General features: G+C 65.4%; 21 protein-coding genes. 18 read left to right on the forward strand and 3 right to left on the reverse strand.

Annotation, left to right across the window (positions count from 1 at the left end; translation table 11 throughout):
* The first annotated feature begins 12 nt into the window (after positions 1–12).
* The 8 genes from C8D95_RS19435 (at position 13) to C8D95_RS19470 (ending at position 6,175) form a co-directional block, all read left to right on the forward strand.
* Complete coding sequence (locus C8D95_RS19435; RefSeq protein ID WP_109760867.1) at positions 13–690, forward strand: cell division ATP-binding protein FtsE; 678 nt, start codon at positions 13–15, stop codon at positions 688–690.
* Positions 687–1,574 carry a cell division protein FtsX gene (locus tag C8D95_RS19440; protein WP_109760868.1) on the forward strand — a complete coding sequence of 296 codons (888 nt, stop codon included), beginning with the start codon at positions 687–689 and terminating at the stop codon, positions 1,572–1,574. The genes C8D95_RS19435 and C8D95_RS19440 overlap by 4 nt, the downstream gene beginning before the upstream one ends.
* On the forward strand, positions 1,571–2,299 hold the full coding sequence (locus C8D95_RS19445) for a lysophospholipid acyltransferase family protein (RefSeq protein ID WP_109760942.1): 729 nt from the start codon (positions 1,571–1,573) through the stop codon (positions 2,297–2,299). The genes C8D95_RS19440 and C8D95_RS19445 overlap by 4 nt, the downstream gene beginning before the upstream one ends.
* On the forward strand, positions 2,296–2,904 hold the full coding sequence (locus C8D95_RS19450) for a pyridoxamine 5'-phosphate oxidase family protein (RefSeq protein ID WP_109760869.1): 609 nt from the start codon (positions 2,296–2,298) through the stop codon (positions 2,902–2,904). Before C8D95_RS19445 ends, C8D95_RS19450 begins: the two co-directional genes overlap by 4 nt.
* Complete coding sequence (locus C8D95_RS19455) at positions 2,901–3,761, forward strand: class I SAM-dependent methyltransferase (RefSeq protein ID WP_164721756.1); 861 nt, start codon at positions 2,901–2,903, stop codon at positions 3,759–3,761. Before C8D95_RS19450 ends, C8D95_RS19455 begins: the two co-directional genes overlap by 4 nt.
* Before the next feature lie 54 nt (positions 3,762–3,815).
* The gene (locus tag C8D95_RS19460; RefSeq protein WP_109760871.1) at positions 3,816–4,775 is read left to right on the forward strand and encodes an acetyl-CoA carboxylase carboxyltransferase subunit alpha; all 960 of its coding nucleotides are present in this window, start codon (positions 3,816–3,818) and stop codon (positions 4,773–4,775) included.
* Between the two features lie 107 nt (positions 4,776–4,882).
* On the forward strand, positions 4,883–5,356 hold the full coding sequence (locus C8D95_RS19465) for a (2Fe-2S)-binding protein (RefSeq protein ID WP_109760943.1): 474 nt from the start codon (positions 4,883–4,885) through the stop codon (positions 5,354–5,356).
* A gap of 24 nt (positions 5,357–5,380) precedes the next feature.
* A complete protein-coding gene (locus C8D95_RS19470) occupies positions 5,381–6,175 on the forward strand; it encodes an FAD binding domain-containing protein (protein WP_109760872.1) in 795 nt (264 codons plus the stop codon).
* A gap of 13 nt (positions 6,176–6,188) precedes the next feature.
* Here C8D95_RS19470 and C8D95_RS19475 read toward each other — a convergent pair whose 3' ends face one another.
* Positions 6,189–7,148: an L-malyl-CoA/beta-methylmalyl-CoA lyase gene (locus C8D95_RS19475; RefSeq protein ID WP_109760873.1), complete on the reverse strand. Its 960-nt coding sequence runs from the start codon at positions 7,146–7,148 to the stop codon at positions 6,189–6,191.
* A gap of 154 nt (positions 7,149–7,302) precedes the next feature.
* Between C8D95_RS19475 and dgcN the strand changes: the two genes are divergently transcribed.
* The 4 genes from dgcN to C8D95_RS19495 all read left to right on the forward strand — a co-directional run bounded on the left by dgcN (position 7,303) and on the right by C8D95_RS19495 (position 12,482).
* Positions 7,303–8,304: an N-acetyltransferase DgcN gene (dgcN, locus tag C8D95_RS19480; RefSeq protein WP_109760874.1), complete on the forward strand. Its 1,002-nt coding sequence runs from the start codon at positions 7,303–7,305 to the stop codon at positions 8,302–8,304.
* Positions 8,305–8,310: 6 nt separating this feature from the next.
* Positions 8,311–9,276: an N-acetyl-D-Glu racemase DgcA gene (gene dgcA, locus C8D95_RS19485; protein WP_109760875.1), complete on the forward strand. Its 966-nt coding sequence runs from the start codon at positions 8,311–8,313 to the stop codon at positions 9,274–9,276.
* Positions 9,277–9,340: 64 nt separating this feature from the next.
* Positions 9,341–10,204 (forward strand): D-amino-acid transaminase, encoded by an 864-nt coding sequence (locus C8D95_RS19490; RefSeq protein WP_109760876.1) that lies wholly within the window; start codon positions 9,341–9,343, stop codon positions 10,202–10,204.
* A gap of 106 nt (positions 10,205–10,310) precedes the next feature.
* Positions 10,311–12,482: a putative bifunctional diguanylate cyclase/phosphodiesterase gene (locus C8D95_RS19495; RefSeq protein WP_109760877.1), complete on the forward strand. Its 2,172-nt coding sequence runs from the start codon at positions 10,311–10,313 to the stop codon at positions 12,480–12,482.
* Here the strand turns inward: C8D95_RS19495 and C8D95_RS19500 are convergent.
* Both C8D95_RS19500 and C8D95_RS19505 read right to left on the reverse strand, forming a co-directional pair.
* Positions 12,473–12,775 (reverse strand): DUF1244 domain-containing protein, encoded by a 303-nt coding sequence (locus tag C8D95_RS19500; protein WP_109760878.1) that lies wholly within the window; start codon positions 12,773–12,775, stop codon positions 12,473–12,475. The two genes, C8D95_RS19495 and C8D95_RS19500, sit on opposite strands and share 10 nt — an antisense overlap.
* Positions 12,776–12,790: 15 nt before the next feature.
* Entirely contained in the window at positions 12,791–13,552 is a 762-nt protein-coding gene (locus tag C8D95_RS19505; RefSeq protein ID WP_109760879.1) for an N-formylglutamate amidohydrolase, read from the reverse strand.
* A gap of 100 nt (positions 13,553–13,652) precedes the next feature.
* Here C8D95_RS19505 and pyk point away from each other — a divergent pair, with 100 nt between their 5' ends.
* The 6 genes from pyk to C8D95_RS19535 all read left to right on the forward strand — a co-directional run bounded on the left by pyk (position 13,653) and on the right by C8D95_RS19535 (position 17,265).
* Entirely contained in the window at positions 13,653–15,098 is a 1,446-nt protein-coding gene (gene pyk, locus C8D95_RS19510; protein ID WP_109760880.1) for a pyruvate kinase, read from the forward strand.
* 42 nt (positions 15,099–15,140) lie between these two features.
* Positions 15,141–15,365: a hypothetical protein gene (locus tag C8D95_RS19515; protein WP_241239738.1), complete on the forward strand. Its 225-nt coding sequence runs from the start codon at positions 15,141–15,143 to the stop codon at positions 15,363–15,365.
* Between the two features lie 136 nt (positions 15,366–15,501).
* Positions 15,502–15,702 carry a 50S ribosomal protein L35 gene (rpmI, locus tag C8D95_RS19520; protein WP_109760881.1) on the forward strand — a complete coding sequence of 67 codons (201 nt, stop codon included), beginning with the start codon at positions 15,502–15,504 and terminating at the stop codon, positions 15,700–15,702.
* A gap of 12 nt (positions 15,703–15,714) precedes the next feature.
* Positions 15,715–16,077, forward strand: coding sequence for a 50S ribosomal protein L20 (rplT, locus tag C8D95_RS19525; protein WP_109760882.1), 363 nt, complete (start codon positions 15,715–15,717; stop codon positions 16,075–16,077).
* A gap of 77 nt (positions 16,078–16,154) precedes the next feature.
* A complete protein-coding gene (locus tag C8D95_RS19530) occupies positions 16,155–16,598 on the forward strand; it encodes a VOC family protein (protein WP_241239737.1) in 444 nt (147 codons plus the stop codon).
* A gap of 1 nt (position 16,599) precedes the next feature.
* Entirely contained in the window at positions 16,600–17,265 is a 666-nt protein-coding gene (locus C8D95_RS19535) for an SGNH/GDSL hydrolase family protein (RefSeq protein ID WP_164721755.1), read from the forward strand.

Raw genomic sequence — 17,265 nt, forward strand, 5'->3', positions numbered from 1 at the left:
CGGGGAGGCGGCGTGATCGAGCTTGACGATGTCGTGGTGGGCTACGGCGGTCGAACGCTTTTCGACGGCATGTCGATGTCCCTTCCGCAAGGTAGTTTTCACTTCCTGACCGGCCCGTCGGGCGCGGGCAAGACGACCCTTCTTCGAATGGTATCGATGGAGCTTCGGCCGTCGTCAGGACGCGTGCGCGTGCTGGATGAGGATGTTGGCCGGCTGGACCGCGACGGGATCGCGCGGATGCGCAGGAGGATCGGCGTCGTCCACCAGGACAGCCGTTTCATCGACCACATGACGGTGGCCGAGAACGTCCGGTTGCCGGCGACGGTCGCGGGTCAATCCGAGGCGACCGCGGACGCACATCTCGCGGAACTCCTGGGATGGGTCGGACTGGGCGATCAGGCCGCGCAGCATCCCCCCGAGCTTTCGGGCGGCGAAAGGCAGAGGGCCGCCCTGGCGCGTGCGGTGATCCTGTCGCCGGACGTGGTTCTGGCGGACGAGCCGACGGGGAACGTCGACTGGGACATGTCCTTGAGGATCCTCGACCTTCTGATCCAGCTCAACCGTTTGGGGAAGACGATCCTCTGCGCGACGCACGACCTGAATCTGATCCGGCAGGCAAAGTCCCGTGTGACATCGCGGGTCCTGCGGCTGAAGGGCGGGCGCGTCGAACAGGCAGGGATCGACTTGTGAGGCGCCCCTCGTTTCTGTCCACCGATCCGACCGCAGCGCGTGTGGTGCCTGCCACCGGCTTCACAGCCGCTCTGACCATCGTGAGTTCGGCCGCGACCGCCTTTCTCGCCGTCTTCGCGATCGCGCTGTCGCTTGCGGCCGGGGACCTTGCGACGAGATGGGAGACCGAGCTTGCCGGCACAGCGACCGTGCGCCTACCAGCCGCGGACGAGGGCCAGGACGTCCAGGTCGCCACCATCCTCGAGGCGCTGAAGCAGACGCCGGGGATAGGAACGGCTCACCGGCTGGACGACGGCGAGCAGGCGGCCCTCCTGGCTCCCTGGTTCGGAACCGACCTTCCGCTCGACAGCCTGCGTCTGCCCATACTGATCGAAGTGACCGAGATCGGAGACGGGCCCGATGTCGAGGGTCTGAACCTCCGTCTGGAGGCCGAGGCCCCCGGAGCCGTCTACGACAACCACGGCCGCTGGCGCGCGCCCCTGGCCGAAGCGGCGGGCTGGCTTCGGAAGCTCGGGACGGTCTCATTGATCCTGATCGCGGGTGTCATGGCGGTGACGATCGCGCTTGCGGCATCGGCCGCCCTCGCGGCCAACGGTCAGGTCATCGACGTTCTGCGCCTTGTGGGCGCTCGCGACGCCTGGATCACCCGCGCCTTCGTGCAACGTTTCACGCTTCGCGCGGCGGCAGGGGCGGGGGCGGGGACCCTTATCGGCATGATCGCACTTCTCCTCATGCCCGGTGGTGCTGAGACGGGCATTCTCGCAGGTCTTGGGCTGTCTGGGGTCGAGTGGCTCTGGCCTCTCGTCATCCCACCTGCCGCCGCCTTGCTGGCCTATGCGGCGACTCGGGCCGCCGCAGCGCGCCGTCTGGGGAGCGCGCCCTGATGGTCGCCATCCAGTGGCTGCGGTCGCTTGTGTTCAACGTCTCGATCTACGTCGTCATGGCGATCTATGCCGTGGTGTTCTTTCCCTTCGCGCTCTTCTCACGCGATTGGGCTTTCCGAGCCTGCAAGGCCTGGTGCGCCTATGTCAGGTGGGCGGCCCGCTGGATGGTGGGCCTGAAGACCGAGGTTCGGGGCCCTATTCCGCAGGGCGAGGTGGTCGTTGCGGCCAAACACCAGTCGTTTCTCGACATCATCCTCATTTTCCACGCGCTTCCCCGCGCGAGGTTCATCATGAAGCGCGAACTGATGTACGCGCCGATCCTGGGGCAGTACGCGTTGAGGATCGGCTGCGTTCCCGTCGACCGGGGCAAGCGCGGCAAAGCCATCGAGAAGATGAAGGCGGACGTCGAAAAGGGGCGGCTGGAGCCGGGGCAGCTCATAATCTACCCGCAAGGGACGCGCGTCGCCCCCGGAGAATACCTGCCTTACAAGGTCGGCACCGGGATCCTCTACGAGCAACTCGAACAGCCCTGCATTCCCGTCGCGGCCAACGTCGGCCTGTTCTGGCCGAAGCGCGGGGTGATGCGCCGCCAGGGCACCGCCGTGGTCGAATTCCTTGCACCGATTCAGTCCGGGATGGCTATAAAGCCGTTCATGGCTCATCTCGAGGACGTCATCGAGACGCGCTCCGCCGCCCTGAACGAAGAGGCTGATCCTCGACCGTGACACACGACATCGACACCATCGAGGCTCTCGAGGCGATCTACGGAATACCGTTGGCAACCGCGGTCGCGAAGGTGGCCGACCGCTTGGTGCCGGTCTATCGCGAATGGATCGCCGCCTCGCGCTTCTGCATCTTCACCACGGTCGGGCCCGAGGGGACAGACGCCTCGCCGCGGGGCGAGGATGGGCCTGTGGTGATCGAGATCGATGAGCGCACCTTGGCGCTTCCGGACTGGCACGGAAACAACCGGGTGGATTCGCTGCGGAACATCGTTCGGGATGGGCGTGTCTCGCTTCTGTTCATGGTTCCCGGATCGGACAACGTCGTGCGTGTCAACGGAACGGCGCGGCTGACCGTCGATCCCGCAGTGCTCGGGCGTTTCGAGCGCGGGGCAAAGCGTCCCAGGTCGGTGATCGTCGTGCGGATCGGCGAGGTCTATTTCCAGTGCGCCCGCGCGCTCTTGAGGTCGAAGCTCTGGAGCTCTGGCGACCAGAGCGCCGGGCTTCCGACCCCGGGCCAGATCCTGGCGGCGTTGAGCGATGATCGCCACGGGGGCGAAGCCTACGATGCCGTCTGGCCCGAGCGTGCAAGGGAGACCCTCTGGTGAGCGAAACCGGCCCCAATTCCGACGAAGCGCGCTACTGGGCTTCCCCAACCGGATTGTCATGGATCGAAAACGAAGCGGCGCTGGACACGCTTTTCGCGTCGGTAACGGACGCGGTGCTGGATGCCGCCGACTTGAAGCCGGGCGAGTCGGTGCTCGACGTCGGATGCGGAACCGGCGCACATGCGCTTGCCGCCGCGCGCCGGGTCGGGGCCGGCGGACGGGTGACGGCTCTCGATATTTCGCCGCCGCTTCTGAGGCGTGCGGAGGCGCGCGCAACGGCAGAAGGATTGGCCGATCGGTTCGAGTTCGCTGTCGCGGATGCGCAGAGTGCAGACCTCGGCGTCGCGCGGTACGACCTGGCCACGTCGCGCTTCGGTGTCATGTTCTTTGCGGACCCTGCCGCCGCATTCGCGAACATCGCGAAGACGGTTCGTCCCGGCGGACGAATGGTCTTCGGCGTCTGGGGGCCTGTCGCCCGCAACCCCTGGTGGGGGCTGCCTTCGCGCGTCGCGGGCGAGGTCTTAGGTCCCTTGCCCAAGACCGCGCCGAACGCACCGGGGCCCATGGGCTTGTCGGATGCCGATTATGTCCGGGACGTCCTGCGCGGCGCAGGGCTGGAACATGCGGAGGTCGAGCCTCTGACGGTCTTCCTGCGTCATCCCGAAGGCGCCGCAGGCGCTGTGGCCCTGAGCCTGCGTGTCGGATCGGCAGCGCGGGCGCTGAGGCTCTACGAGAGCACGGCAGTGCAGGAAGCCGAGGTCGCGGCGCGTCTCGAAGAGGCGTATCGGCCCTTCGAGGCCGACGGCGAATTCCGGATGCCCGCGGTCCTGAACCTGATCCGGTCGCGGCTGCCCTGAACTTGCGGCTGCCGCCCGGCGTCCCTTATATACCGGGAGCAGAAGAGGTCAGGCATGAATTATCTCGAATTCGAAAAACCGCTTGCCGAGATCGAAGGCAAGGCCGAGGAACTGCGCGCCATGGCCCGGTCGAACAAGGGGATGGATGTCGACAAGGAGGCTGCGGGTCTTGACCGAAAGGCGCAGAGCCTTCTGGGCGATCTCTACAAGAACCTGACCCCCTGGCAGAAATGCCAGGTTGCGCGGCACCCCGACCGTCCGCACTGCAAGGACTACATCGACGCCCTCTTCACCGAGTACACGCCGCTGGCTGGCGACCGCAATTTCGCCGACGACCACGCGATCATGGGCGGCCTGGCCCGGCTGAACGACAGGCCCGTCATGGTGATCGGCCACGAGAAAGGCCACGACACCCAGTCCCGGATCGAGCGCAACTTCGGCATGGCGCGTCCCGAAGGCTATCGCAAGGCGATCCGGCTTATGAACCTCGCCGACCGCTTCGGGGTCCCGGTCGTCACGCTGATCGACACTCCGGGCGCCTATCCCGGCAAGGGCGCAGAAGAGCGGGGCCAGTCCGAGGCCATCGCGCGATCGACCGAACAGTGTCTGAGGCTGGGCGTGCCCCTCGTCAGCGTCGTGATCGGCGAGGGCGGTTCCGGCGGAGCCGTGGCTTTTGCCACCGCCAACCGCGTCGCGATGCTCGAGCACTCGATCTATTCCGTCATCTCGCCCGAAGGCTGCGCGTCGATCCTCTGGAAGGATGCCGAAAAGATGAAGGAAGCTGCCGAGGCGTTGCGCCTTACAGCGCAGGACCTGCACAAGCTTGGCGTGATCGACCGGATCATCGCCGAGTCCGTGGGCGGTGCGCAGCGTGACCGCGTGTCGACGATGCGCTCGGTCGGACTGTGCATCGACGACATCCTCAAGCAGCTTGCGCCCATGTCCCGCAAAGATCTCGTCCGGGATCGCCGCGCGAAGTTCCTGAACATGGGGCAGGCGGGTCTGGCTGCCTGATTGCAAAACGTCGCCCGATGCGCGATTAGCGCTGGAATGTCGCGCGACATTTCCGGAAGATGCCCGGGCCTCGCGCCGAGACGCGAGCCTGCGACGAGGAGGACAGCTTGGCAGACATCACCCTTACCGTGAACGGCCAGAGAGTATCGACCACGGTCGAGGACCGTGCCCTTCTGGTCGAATTCCTGCGCGATGCACTCGGGCTGACAGGCACACACGTTGGCTGTGACACCAGCCAGTGCGGGGCCTGCGTCGTCCATGTCGATGGCAAGGCGATGAAGTCCTGCACCATGCTGGCTGCCGCCGCCGATGGATGCGAGGTCACGACGATCGAGGGCGTGGCGAAGGGTGACGCGCTGCACCCGATGCAGAAAGCGTTCAACGACAATCACGGTCTTCAGTGCGGATTCTGCACGCCGGGGATGATCATGTCCGGCATCGACATGGTCGCGCGGTATCGAGCCGATGGCCGCACGCTTGACGAGGCCGCGATCCGCGAAGAGCTGGAAGGCAACATCTGCCGCTGCACCGGCTACCACAACATCGTCAAGTCCATCCAGCAGGCCGCGGGCGAGATGTGACGCCCGCATCGAGGAGTAAGCCCGATGCATGAAACGACCTATCACCGCGCCGCCAGCGTCGAGGATGCCTCCCGCCTTCTGTCTGCGAGCGACGAGGGCCAGTTGATCGCCGGTGGCCAGACCCTTATCCCGACGATGAAGGCTCGGCTTGCCGCGCCGTCGGACCTTGTCGACATTTCGCGTATCGGCGCCCTTCGCGGCATCGAGGTCTCGGGACGCAGGGTCACCATCGGCGCGATGACGACCCATGCCGAGGTAGCTGGCAGCGCGGAGCTTCGCTCGGTCTGTCCGGGCCTCGCGGATCTGGCCGGGCTGATCGGCGACCCTGCCGTGCGCCACCGCGGCACCATCGGCGGGTCCATCGCGAACAACGACCCCGCCTCCGATTACCCCGCAGGTGTCCTGGGCCTTGCCGCTGTCATCCGTACCGACAAGCGCGAGATTTCGGCGGACGATTACTTCGAAGGCATGTTCACCACTGCTCTCGACGAAGGCGAGATCATCCTGTCGGTGTCGTTCGATGCGCCCGAGGCCTGCGCCTATGCAAAGTTCCCGAACCCCGCGTCTCGCTACGCGCTCTGCGGTGTCTTTATCGCCAAGGGGGCGGACGGTATTCGGGTCGCGGTCACCGGGGCGGGGAACGATGGCGTCTTCCGCGCAAGCGCGTTGGAGCAAGCTCTGTCGTTAGACTTCTCACCCGCGGCGGTCGATGGCGTGACCGTCGACGCGGACGAGATGCTGTCCGACATCCACGGCGACGCCGCGTATCGTGCGAACCTCGTCAAGGTAATGGCCAAGCGAGCCCTCGCCGCGATGTGAGCGTGGGGCGGCGTCACCGCCCTGCGATCAACTCGGCCTGCTTCACGATGACCTCGGCCTGCCGCACGCTTGCGATATCGACGAGGCGGCCCTTGTAGACGGCCGCGCCCGATCCGGTCCGCTGCGCCTCGTCCATGGCCGCAAGGATCTCGCGGGCCTCGGCTACGGCTTCCTCGGTCGGCGTGAAGACCTCGTTGGCGAGCGCAACCTGCTTGGGGTGGATCGCCCATTTGCCGACCATGCCGAGCGTCGCGGATCGCAGCGCCTGCGCGCGGAAACCCTCGTCGTCCGAGAAGTCGCCGAAGGGGCCGTCGACCGGCAACACGCCGTGGGTGCGGCAGGCCGCCACGATGGCGGTCTGCGCCCAGTGCCAGGGGTCCGACCAGTACTTCTGGCCGTGCCGCGCCATGTAGTAGTTCTCCTGCGTGCCCCCGATGCCCGTGGTCTGCATCCCCATGCTCGCCGCAAAGTCCGCTGCGCCGAGCGACATCGCCTGGAGACGGGGGGAGGACGCGGCGATTTCCTCGACATGAGCGATGCCGGCGGCGGTTTCGATGATGACCTCGAGCCCGATCGGTTTCGTCCGTCCCTTCGCGCGCTCCACTGCGGTTACCAGCGCATCGACGGCATAGACGTCCGAGGCGTTGCCGACCTTTGGGATCATCAGGAGGTCGATCCGGTCCGAGCAGTTCTCCAGCACCTCGGTCACGTCGCGGTACCAGTAGGAGGTGTCGAGGCCGTTTATCCGCACCGAGAGCGTCTTGTCGCCCCAATCGACGTCGCCCACGGCCTCCACGATGTTCTTCCGTGCCTGCGCCTTGTCATCGGGCGCCACCGCGTCCTCAAGGTCGAGGTTGATGACATCCGCCTCGGACGCCGCCATCTTCTCGAAGATCGCGGGTCGTGAGCCGGGACCGAAAAGCTGGCAGCGGTTCGGACGGGCGGGTGGCGCGGGCTGGACGCGGAAAGACATACAGGCAACTTTCTTTCGTTTCGGGCAGTCTCACGGGTAAGATCTTGCGCTGCGGCACGCAAGGCGGTTTTGCAGGTGCAGCAAGCGTCGTCGTTGCACCCTCCCATCTGGCGGCAGCCGATGGCAGGCTGGGAACAGCCATAAGGGGACCCTCATGATTCGAACGCCATACCTGCTTTTTCTGGGTGATGCTCCAGACCAGTTGGCGGCCAAGGTGGCGCAGGGGATCGCCGACTGGCGTCCCGAAAACGTCGTCGGCCAGTTCAGGATGCCAAACTGCAAGGCGGACGTGGCGGCGAAGGATATGACGCTTGCCGAAGCATACGAGGCAGGAGCTCGGACCTTGGTTGTCGGTGTGGCGAACCGGGGCGGCGTCATTTCCGAAGCGTGGATCGACGTGCTCTGCGAGGCACTCGAGATCGGCTATGACGTTGCTTCGGGGCTGCACAATCTGTTGCGGGACGAGAAGCGGGTGAAGGCGACATCGCAGCGCGCAGGGCGTACGCTTTACGACGTGCGCGTTCCGACGGTTTCGTACCCGATCGCAAATGGCGTGAAGCGAAGCGGCAAACGCTGCCTCGCTGTGGGGACCGACTGTTCGGTCGGCAAGATGTATACCGGCCTCGCCATGGACGCCGAGATGCGCTCGAGAGGCATGAAGTCGACCTTCCGACCGACGGGCCAGACCGGGATCCTCATCATAGGCAATGGCATCCCGCTGGACGCCGTGGTCGCCGACTTCATGGCTGGCGCGGTCGAGTGGCTGACGCCCGACAACGAGCCGGATCACTGGGACCATATCGAGGGGCAGGGGAGCCTGTATCACATCTCCTACTCCGGAGTGACGCTGGCCCTGATACACGGTGGCCAGCCGGACGCGCTGATCCTCGCGCACGAACCGACGCGGACCCATTTGCGGGGGCTGCCCGACCACTCCCTCCCATCCCTTGAAGCCTTGCGCGACACCGCCCTGCCTCTGGCGCGGCTTGCGAACCCGGATTGCGAGGTGGCCGGTATCTCGATCAACACGAAGGCGCTTGGTGAGGACGAAGCGCTGCGCCTCTGCGAGGAGACCGAAGCCCGGATGGGCCTGCCGTGCGTTGATCCGTTCCGGCACGGGGCGGGGCGCCTGGTCGATGCGCTTGCGGGGATCTGAACAGCGATGAAGCTGACCGTGATGCCCGAACGCTTTCGCCTGGCCGAGACCTTCACCATTTCGCGCGGTTCGCGCGACGTCGCCGAAGTGCTGACCGTAACGGTCGAGGACGGCAGCGTCATCGGCCGCGGAGAGTGCGTGCCCTACAAGCGGTACGGCGAGACAATGGAGGGGGTAGAGGCCGCGATCCTCTCGCTTCCTCAACCTGTTGCTCGCGAGAGCTTGGACAGACACCTTCCCGCGGGCGCCGCGCGGAATGCCGTGGATTGTGCCCTCTGGGACCTCGAAGCCCGGCGTTCCGGGCGAAGGGTCTGGGAGCTTGCCGGCCTTGCAGCGCCTAGGCCGGTTCCCACGGCCTACACCCTGTCCCTGGACACGCCGGATCGGATGAGAGCAGCCGCGCAGCGTCACGCTCATCGTCCGCTTCTCAAGATCAAGCTCGGCGACGAGGACGACATGGCGCGGCTGGAGGCGGTGCGCGAGGGCGCCCCGGACACGCGGATCATCGTCGACGCGAACGAAGGTTGGACTGCGGACGTTTATGGCGAACTGGCGCCTCACCTCCTCCGGATGGGGGTCGCTCTTGTCGAACAACCCTTGCCTGTCGGACAGGACGACCTTCTGGCCGAGATCGCGCGTCCCCTGCCCGTCTGTGCGGACGAGAGCTGCCACGACCGGGATAGCCTGCCAGCGCTGAAGGGCAAGTACGACATGGTCAACATCAAGCTCGACAAGACCGGCGGGTTGACCGAGGCGCTGGCGCTGCGCGACGCGGCACGGGACGCGGGCTTTGGGGTGATGGTCGGCTGCATGGTCGGTACCTCGCTCGCCATGGCGCCCGCCGTGCTGGTGGCGCAGGGAGCCGACGTCGTCGACCTCGACGGCCCCCTTCTTCTCGCCCAGGACCGGGACCCGCCGTTGCATTACGGCGAAGAGGGGGCGTATCCCTCCGACTCCGCGCTCTGGGGCTAGGAAGCGCCCGCTCTCGCCAAACGCTTTCCATGCCGCTAAACCGACCGAAAACCGGAGGACCGCCATGAGCCGCATCGTCTATGTGAACGGAGACTATCTGCCCGAAGAGGACGCAAAGGTGTCTGTCTTCGACCGGGGCTTTCTGTTCGCCGACGGCGTCTACGAGGTGACGAGCGTGCTTGGAGGCAAGCTGATCGACTTCGACGGCCATGCCAAGCGGCTGGCGCGCTCGCTCGGCGAACTGGACCTTGCGGCGCCGGTGACGACCGACGAACTACTGGCGATCCACCGCAACCTCGTCGAGCGAAACGACGTGACGGACGGTATGGTATATCTCCAGGTCACGCGCGGCGCCGCCCCGGACCGGGATTTCGCGTTCCCTGACCCTGACGAGGTTCGGTCCTCCCTCATTCTGTTCACCCAGTCCAAGCCCGGACTCGCGGACAGTCCTGCGGCAAAGACCGGAATAAGGGTCATCTCGATCGAGGACATCCGGTGGGGACGGCGCGACATCAAGACGGTGCAGCTTCTCTACCCCTCCATGGGCAAGATGATGGCCAAGAAGGCCGGCAAGGACGACGCCTGGATGGTCGAGGACGGCATGGTGACCGAGGGAACCTCGAACAACGCTTACATCGTCAAGGACGGCGTGATCGTGACGCGGAACCTCGGCACCGAGATCCTGCACGGCATCACACGCGCAGCCGTCCTTCGCTTCGCGCGCGAGGCGCAGATGCGTGTGGAGGAACGGCCTTTCACCATAGAGGAGGCCAAGGATGCCGACGAGGCCTTCATCACGTCGGCCTCGGCCTTCGTCACGCCTGTGGTCGAGATCGACGGCACACCCGTCGGATCGGGGACGCCAGGCCCCGTCGCGGAGCGTCTGAGAGAAATCTATCTCGAGGAGAGCCGCGCGACGGCCATCTGACTAAAATCCGAAGCATTGGGGCGTCGGTGAACGCCTTCGGATTCAGTAATGCCTAAGGGTCTTGCACCTATCGCTCGTCCGTCAGGACCGAGTGCGACCGGGTGTGATGAATCTAGAAGACGTGATCTCCAACTTCCCGCAGCTGACTGTCGACGCGGTCGGGATCGCCTATCGTGCCAGCAACGACGTCGAACCGGAATTCGTCTGGGTCAACGAGCCGTTTGCGCACATGTTCGGGGCGACGCAGATCGACATGATCGGCCGTCACGCGATGTCGATCTACCACGACGACTACACCGCCGACTTTCATCAGACGGTGACGGAGCCGCTTGCGTCCGGGCGCTCGAGTTTCAGCACGGATTCGCTGTGTATCCGCGACGACCGCAGTACCTTCTGGGTCAGGGTGTCCTATTTCGCCCTGTTCGATGCGACCGGACCCGGACGGCATTCCGTCGTGCTGGTGCGCGATGTGGATGACCTGAAGGACCGGGAGCAGGCGGCAGAGCTGGCGCTCATTGAGAACGAGCAGCTTCTCGCGCGGGTCGAGGCGACGCAGAGCCGGCTGATCAGTGCGCTCGACACCGCGCCCGACCCCTTCGCGATCTTCGACTCCCGCGATCGCCTTGTCATCTGCAACACGGCTTACTCGGCGTCTATGACCGACGGGGCCGGGGGGCTGACCGAAGGCATGACCGGAGACCAGATCCTGCGCCTCGGCCTCGTCAACAACGCCTTTCCCGAGGCAATCGGGCGTGAGGAGGAGTGGCTTCAGGAGCAGGGCAGACTTTGGCGCGATCCGGGTAACAGGGAATTCCACATCGCGATCCGGGGGCGGGAATATCGGGCCATCCGGTCGGGGACCTCGAACGGCGACAGGGTCGTGCTTTATGTCGATATCTCCGATTTCCTCGACCAGCAGAGAGAGCTGAAGCGGTATGCCGAACGCCTCGAGCGCGCGAACTACGAGATCAGTCACCAGGCGCTGCACGACGAGTTGACGGGGCTTGGCAACCGGCGGTTTCTCAAGATCAAGCTGGACGAGATGATCGCGCGACGCCGCGACCGCGGTGGAGAGATCGCGGCTCTGCACATCGACCTCGACCGTTTCAAGCAGATAAACGACACCATGGGTCATGCGGCGGGCGACTATGTCCTGACGTCGGTCGCGCGCGTCTTGCGTGAAAGACTGCGCGAAGAGGACGTGATCGCGAGAACAGGGGGCGACGAATTCGTTGTCCTCGTCCGATGCAAGGTCGGCAGCAAGGAACCGGAGGTTCTGGCGCGACGGCTGATCGACGCCGTTTCGCAGCCGGTCCTTTTCGAAGGCCGACCCTGTCGCTTCGCCGCCTCGATCGGGATCGCGCGCACCCCGCTCATCGACGCGTACGACCTGCTCACCAGTTCTGATGTCGCTCTCTACAAGGCAAAGATGACCGGCCGGGCGCGCTTCGCCGTCTTCGACCACGTCGATCTCCAAAGCCTCCGCGAAAGCAAACGGTTGACCGACGACATCGCACGCGGGCTGGAGGCGGGAGAGTTCGTTCCCGTCTACCAGCCCCAGATCAATCCTTTCACGGGGGAAATCGCGGCGTTCGAGACGCTGGCGCGCTGGCAACATCCGGAGCGCGGACTTCTTCCGCCTTCGGAATTCCTGACGGCAGCCGCAGAAATGCAGGTCGACGGCCAAATCGACTCGGCCATCTTCCGCGCCGCCACGTCCGAGTGCCGGGAATGTCGCCGATTGTCGGGGTGCCTGCCGCGCCTGTCGTTCAACGTAAGTCTGCAGCGGATCATGGGCGAGAGCTTCATCGCCGACATCGAACGTGCGGACTACGGGGGTGGCATCGCGCTGGAACTCGTCGAGACCATCTTTCTGGAAGAGGAGTCGGACGCCTTCCTCAAGCGGGTCGAGATGCTGCGCCGCATGAATGTCCGATTCGAGGTTGATGACTTCGGCTCAGGTCGCGCGTCCATCGTGGCCCTAAAGCGCATCGCGCCCGACCGTCTGAAGATCGACCGCCGACTGGTGGAGCCGATCACCACGTCGGAACGGGCACGGAAGCTGGTTCGGTCGATCATCGACATCGCACAGGCTCTCGACATCGGCGTCACCGCCGAAGGTGTCGAAACGCCGATGCATGAGACGATCCTCAAGGATTTCGGGTGCGACCGGTTGCAGGGATATCTGTACGCCCGACCGCTGCCCTTCGCCGGCATGGTCGCCTTTCTTGAAGGCAACCAGCGGGACGGGCGTGTTCCGGCGAGCCGTCAGTCGTGACCGGGATGGGACGCGGCGAAGGCCCCCTTCTGTTCAGGCGTGGCTTCGGCCTGATGTTCGGCCTTCCAAATGTCGTAGGGCATTCCGTAATAGGCCTCGCGCGCCTGTGCCGTCGACATCTCGATGCCGCGCTCGGCCGCCGCTTCCTGAACCCATCTCGACAAGCAGTTGCGGCAGAAGCCAGCGAGGTTCATCAGGTCGATGTTCTGCACGTCAGCCCGATCTTCCATCAGGTGCCGCTGGAGCCTGCGGAATGCGGCCGCCTCGAGTTCAATCCTGGTCTGGTCGTCCATGTGTCCTCCTGCGGTTCAGGTTTCGGCTCGGCGCAGCGCCAGCGGAAGAAGGCGTGCCAGTCGCTCGGCCCATTCGGTCTGTCCCGCATCGTCGCGGATCAGGTCGTTGCGCACCTCTAGCAAGGTATTCTGCCTGCCGTGCGCAATGGCGTGCCGGTCGATGGTATCGCCCTCGAGCGTCCCGGAGTAGGGCTGATTTTCCCCCACGACCAGGCTTCCCTCATCCCGAAGCAGGTCGAGAAGCGGACGCGACAGGCGATCGTCCGACGCGAAAAGAAGTCCGACGTGCCAGGGACGCGGCTGCCGGTGCCGGAACTGCGGAGTGAAGGAATGCACCGAAATCAGCACCGTATCCGCCCGACGCGCCGCCAGACGAGCCACGGCGTCATGGTAGGGCCGGTGATACAGGTCCAGACGCCGCTCGACCTCGGTCTGGTCGGCGTGCCGGTTCGCGGGGATCAGCGTGCCGTCGTAGAGCTTCATCAGAAGCGTCGGATCGTCCTCGCCTCGATTCGGATCGATCACCAGACGCGAGAACGTGGAAAGGACGGCGGGAGCACCGAGCAGCTCAGCCAATTGCAGGGTGAGGCCGGCGGCGCCCACATCATAGGCTATGTGGCGCGCCATGTCCTCGGCCGCGACGCCGAGGCTGCCTCCGCCGACCGACGGCGGGACCGCGTTCGACGCGTGGTCGCAAATCACCAGCCAGCGCGACGTGCGCGCCTCGCCGACGAGGCGGACCGGGGCCCAGTCCTGTTCCGAGGAGGGGGACGACATGCGCTGTCTCTAGCCGCGATAAAAGCGGATGGCCAGTTGTCCTGCGCTAACATTTGAGGCTAAGACGGACCCCGAAACCCGATGGAAGGACACTGGAACCATGCGCCGTCTCCGGAATGTGAAAATCGTCGCGACACTTGGTCCCGCGTCCAGCACCTACGAGATGATCCGCGCCCTGTTCGATGCCGGCGCAGACGTGTTCCGCCTGAACATGAGCCACGGCACGCACGAGGATATCGCCTCGCGCCATCGCATCATCCGCGAAGTCGAAACCGACGTCGGCCGTCCAATCGCCATTCTCGCCGACCTTCAGGGTCCCAAGCTGCGGGTGGGTCCCTTCGCCAGGGGTCGTGAGGAATTGACCGAGGGTCAGAGCTTCCGCCTCGACCTCGACGACGCGCCCGGCGACAACACCCGCGTCCAGCTTCCGCACCGCGAGATCTTCGAGGCGTTGGAACCCGGCGCGCGACTTCTCGTCAACGACGGCAAGATACGTCTGAGAGTGCGCGAGTTCGGCCCTGACTTCGCCGATTGCACGGTCGAGGTCGGCGGCACCATCTCGGACCGCAAGGGCGTCAACGTCCCGGACGTCGTGCTTCCGTTGGCGGCGCTGTCCGAGAAGGACCTCACCGACCTCGAATTCGCATGCGAGCTTGGCGTCGACTGGCTCGCGCTGTCGTTCGTCCAGCGCGTCGAGGACGTCCACGAGGCGCGCGCGCTGGTGAAGGGTCGTGCTGCGATCATGACGAAGGTCGAGAAGCCCGCGGCGGTGCGTGAATTCGATGCGATCCTCGCGGCGTCGGACGGCATCATGGTCGCCCGCGGCGATCTGGGCGTGGAACTTCCGGTGCAAAACGTGCCGCCGATACAGAAACGTCTCGTCCGCAAGTGCCGCGCGGCGGCAAAACCCGTCATCGTCGCGACCCAGATGCTCGAATCGATGATCGAAAGTCCGATGCCTACACGCGCCGAGGTTTCCGACGTGGCGGCCGCCATCTACGAGGGCGCCGATGCGGTGATGCTCTCTGCCGAAAGTGCTGCGGGTGCATATCCGGTCGAGGCCGTCGAGACCATGAACAACGTGGCACTGGAGGTCGAAAGCGACCCCACCTACCGCGATGTCGTCGACGCCAGCCGGGGCGGGCCGAAACGGTCGGTCGCCGACGGCATCGTCTCGGCCGCACGCGAAATCGCCGAGACGGCGGACATCAAGGTGATCTGCTGTTACTCGCAATCGGGCACGACGGCGCTTCTCGTCGCGCGCGAGCGGCCGCATGTTCCGATCATTGCGATGACCTCGAAGATCGGAACCGCGAGGCGTCTGTCGCTGACCTGGGGCCTGCATTGCGTGAAGACGCAGGAGGTCGACCGCTTCAAGACGGCTGTCCTCAATTCGGCCCGTGCTTCGATCAGCGAGGGGTTCGCGCAGCCATCGGATTACCTCGTGGTCACCGCGGGTGTGCCCTTCGGGCAAGCGGGCACCACGAACATCCTGCGTGTCGCGTCCTGTGACGAAAGGCGCATCATTCCGGCCGATCCCGAATAGATCGCCCTAAAAAGGCCGAATTTTTCCTCCATGGTCCGACTCATGGCACCGTACATCGATCTCATCATGGTCATCGGCGTGGTCATTCTGGCCATGGCCTTCCCCACGGCGGTTGGCGCGTTTTCCCGAGGCAGCCCGCCTCGCGCGGCGATGCTCGCCCTATTCGCGGGTGGCGTCCTGATCCTCTACGCCAATTCGTCCCGTCCGGGCGGGTATTCCGTGGCCGAGATGCCTCAGCTCTTCGTCAAGGTTCTCACCGGGGCCTGAGCCCTGCGGCGGCCGGGGACCGCACTTTTCCCTTGCTTCGGCACGGGTGCGGTTGTATCCGGCCCACTCCGACAGATCCGCCGGCCTAAGTGGCATGCCGAGCGGGTCTTTGCACCGTCCGACGAAGGAGATGGAAATGCCCAAGATGAAGACCAAGTCGAGCGCCAAGAAGCGCTTCAAGGTCACCGCGACCGGCAAGGTCGTAGGCGGCCAGGCCGGCAAGCGGCACGGCATGATCAAACGCACCACCAAGTTCATCCGCGATGCGCGTGGCACGCAGGTTCTGTCCGAGCCGGACCAGAAGCTGGCCAAGCGCTACATGCCCTACGACCGCTGAGGAGACCGACACATGTCACGCGTTAAAGGGGGCACGACCACCCACGCCCGTCACAAGAAGGTCACCGATGCCGCGAAAGGCTATTATGGCCGCCGCAAGAACACCTTCAAAGTCGCCCGTCAGGCGGTCGACAAGGCGAACCAGTACGCCACGCGCGACCGGAAGGTTCGCAAGCGCAACTTCCGCGCCCTGTGGATCCAGCGCATCAACGCTGCCGTTCGCGGCCATGACGAGACGCTGACCTATTCGCGCTTCATCAACGGCCTGGCGCTTGCCGGGATCGAAGTCGACCGCAAGGTCCTCGCCGATCTCGCCGTACACGAGCCCGCCGCCTTCGGCGCGATCGTCGACCAGGCGAAGGCCGCGCTCGCGTAACGCCGGGAACCCGGACAGTTAGAGGACGCCGCGGACCTGAGAGGGTTGCGCGGCGTCCTTCTTTGAGGGAGGGCAGAGTGAGTCAAACCAACCCCATCCATCCGGTTGGAATCGACCATGTCGTGTTCCTGGTTACCGACATGCCGCGCGCGCTCGCGTTCTACGAAGGCGTGCTCAACTGCCGGCCCGGGTTCAGCTATCCGTCGCTCGGGATGGAGCAGGTCTGGTTCGGCTCGGCGCTGATCGTGCTCTGGGACGTGGGCCATCCGGGCGCGGCCGCCGCCGTTCCGCCGGTTTTGGGCGGGCGCAACGTCGACCACGTGTGCCTCTCCTGCGCGCCCTTCAGCCACGATGCCTTGCGGGATCACCTAGCACAGCATGGCATCGCCATAGAGCGCGAGGCGATCCACGGCGGAGCGCGCGGGATGGGGGCGTCCTTCTACGTGCGGGATCCGGATGGCAACAAGATCGAGATCAAGGGTCCGCCAGAGCACCCGGATCTGCCGGGTCCCCATGCATAGGGTGGCCATACTCCTCTCACTGCTCGTCGCCCTCGGGGGGTGCGGCTTCGCGCCCGAGGTGACCGACCGGAACGCGAACGTGCTTGTCATCGGCGACTCGATCCTCGCCTGGAACCGGGGCGATGGCACGTCGGTCGCCGATGTCATCGAAAAGCGGATCGGGGCGCCCGTCCTCGACGCTTCGGTGCCCGGTGCTACCATGCGCGCCTCGGGCGTCCGCGCGGCGGTCGGCCTGTCCATCCCCGGTCAGATCCGCGCGGGCGACTTCGGTACGATCGTCCTGAACGGCGGCGCGAACGACCTGCGCAACACCTGTGGCTGCTCTGGCTGCGACGCGGTGCTGGACCGGCTGTCGTTGCAGGACTACCCCGCGCTGATCGCCCGTCTCGCTAATGCGCGCGTCGTCATCGTGGGCTACTACGGTCCCGTACGGGGCGGCGGCGGAAGCTTCTCGAGCTGCTCGGACGAGCTGGCCGAGCTCGGTCGCCGGCTGTCCCGTCTCGCCTCGTCGAACCCGCGTGTCACCTTCGTGCCGACGCGCGAGGCCATCGACGGCAACCCGGCCTTCTACGACAGCGACCGTGTGCATCCGACGCCCGCCGGATCCGAGGTGATCGGAGGCCTCGTCGCGCGGGCCTTGGTTGCAAATGACGGGGCCTCTCGCTAG

Origin of the sequence: Silicimonas algicola (genome assembly GCF_003148765.1) — a bacterium.
Classification (GTDB): Bacteria; Pseudomonadota; Alphaproteobacteria; order Rhodobacterales; family Rhodobacteraceae; genus Silicimonas; species Silicimonas algicola.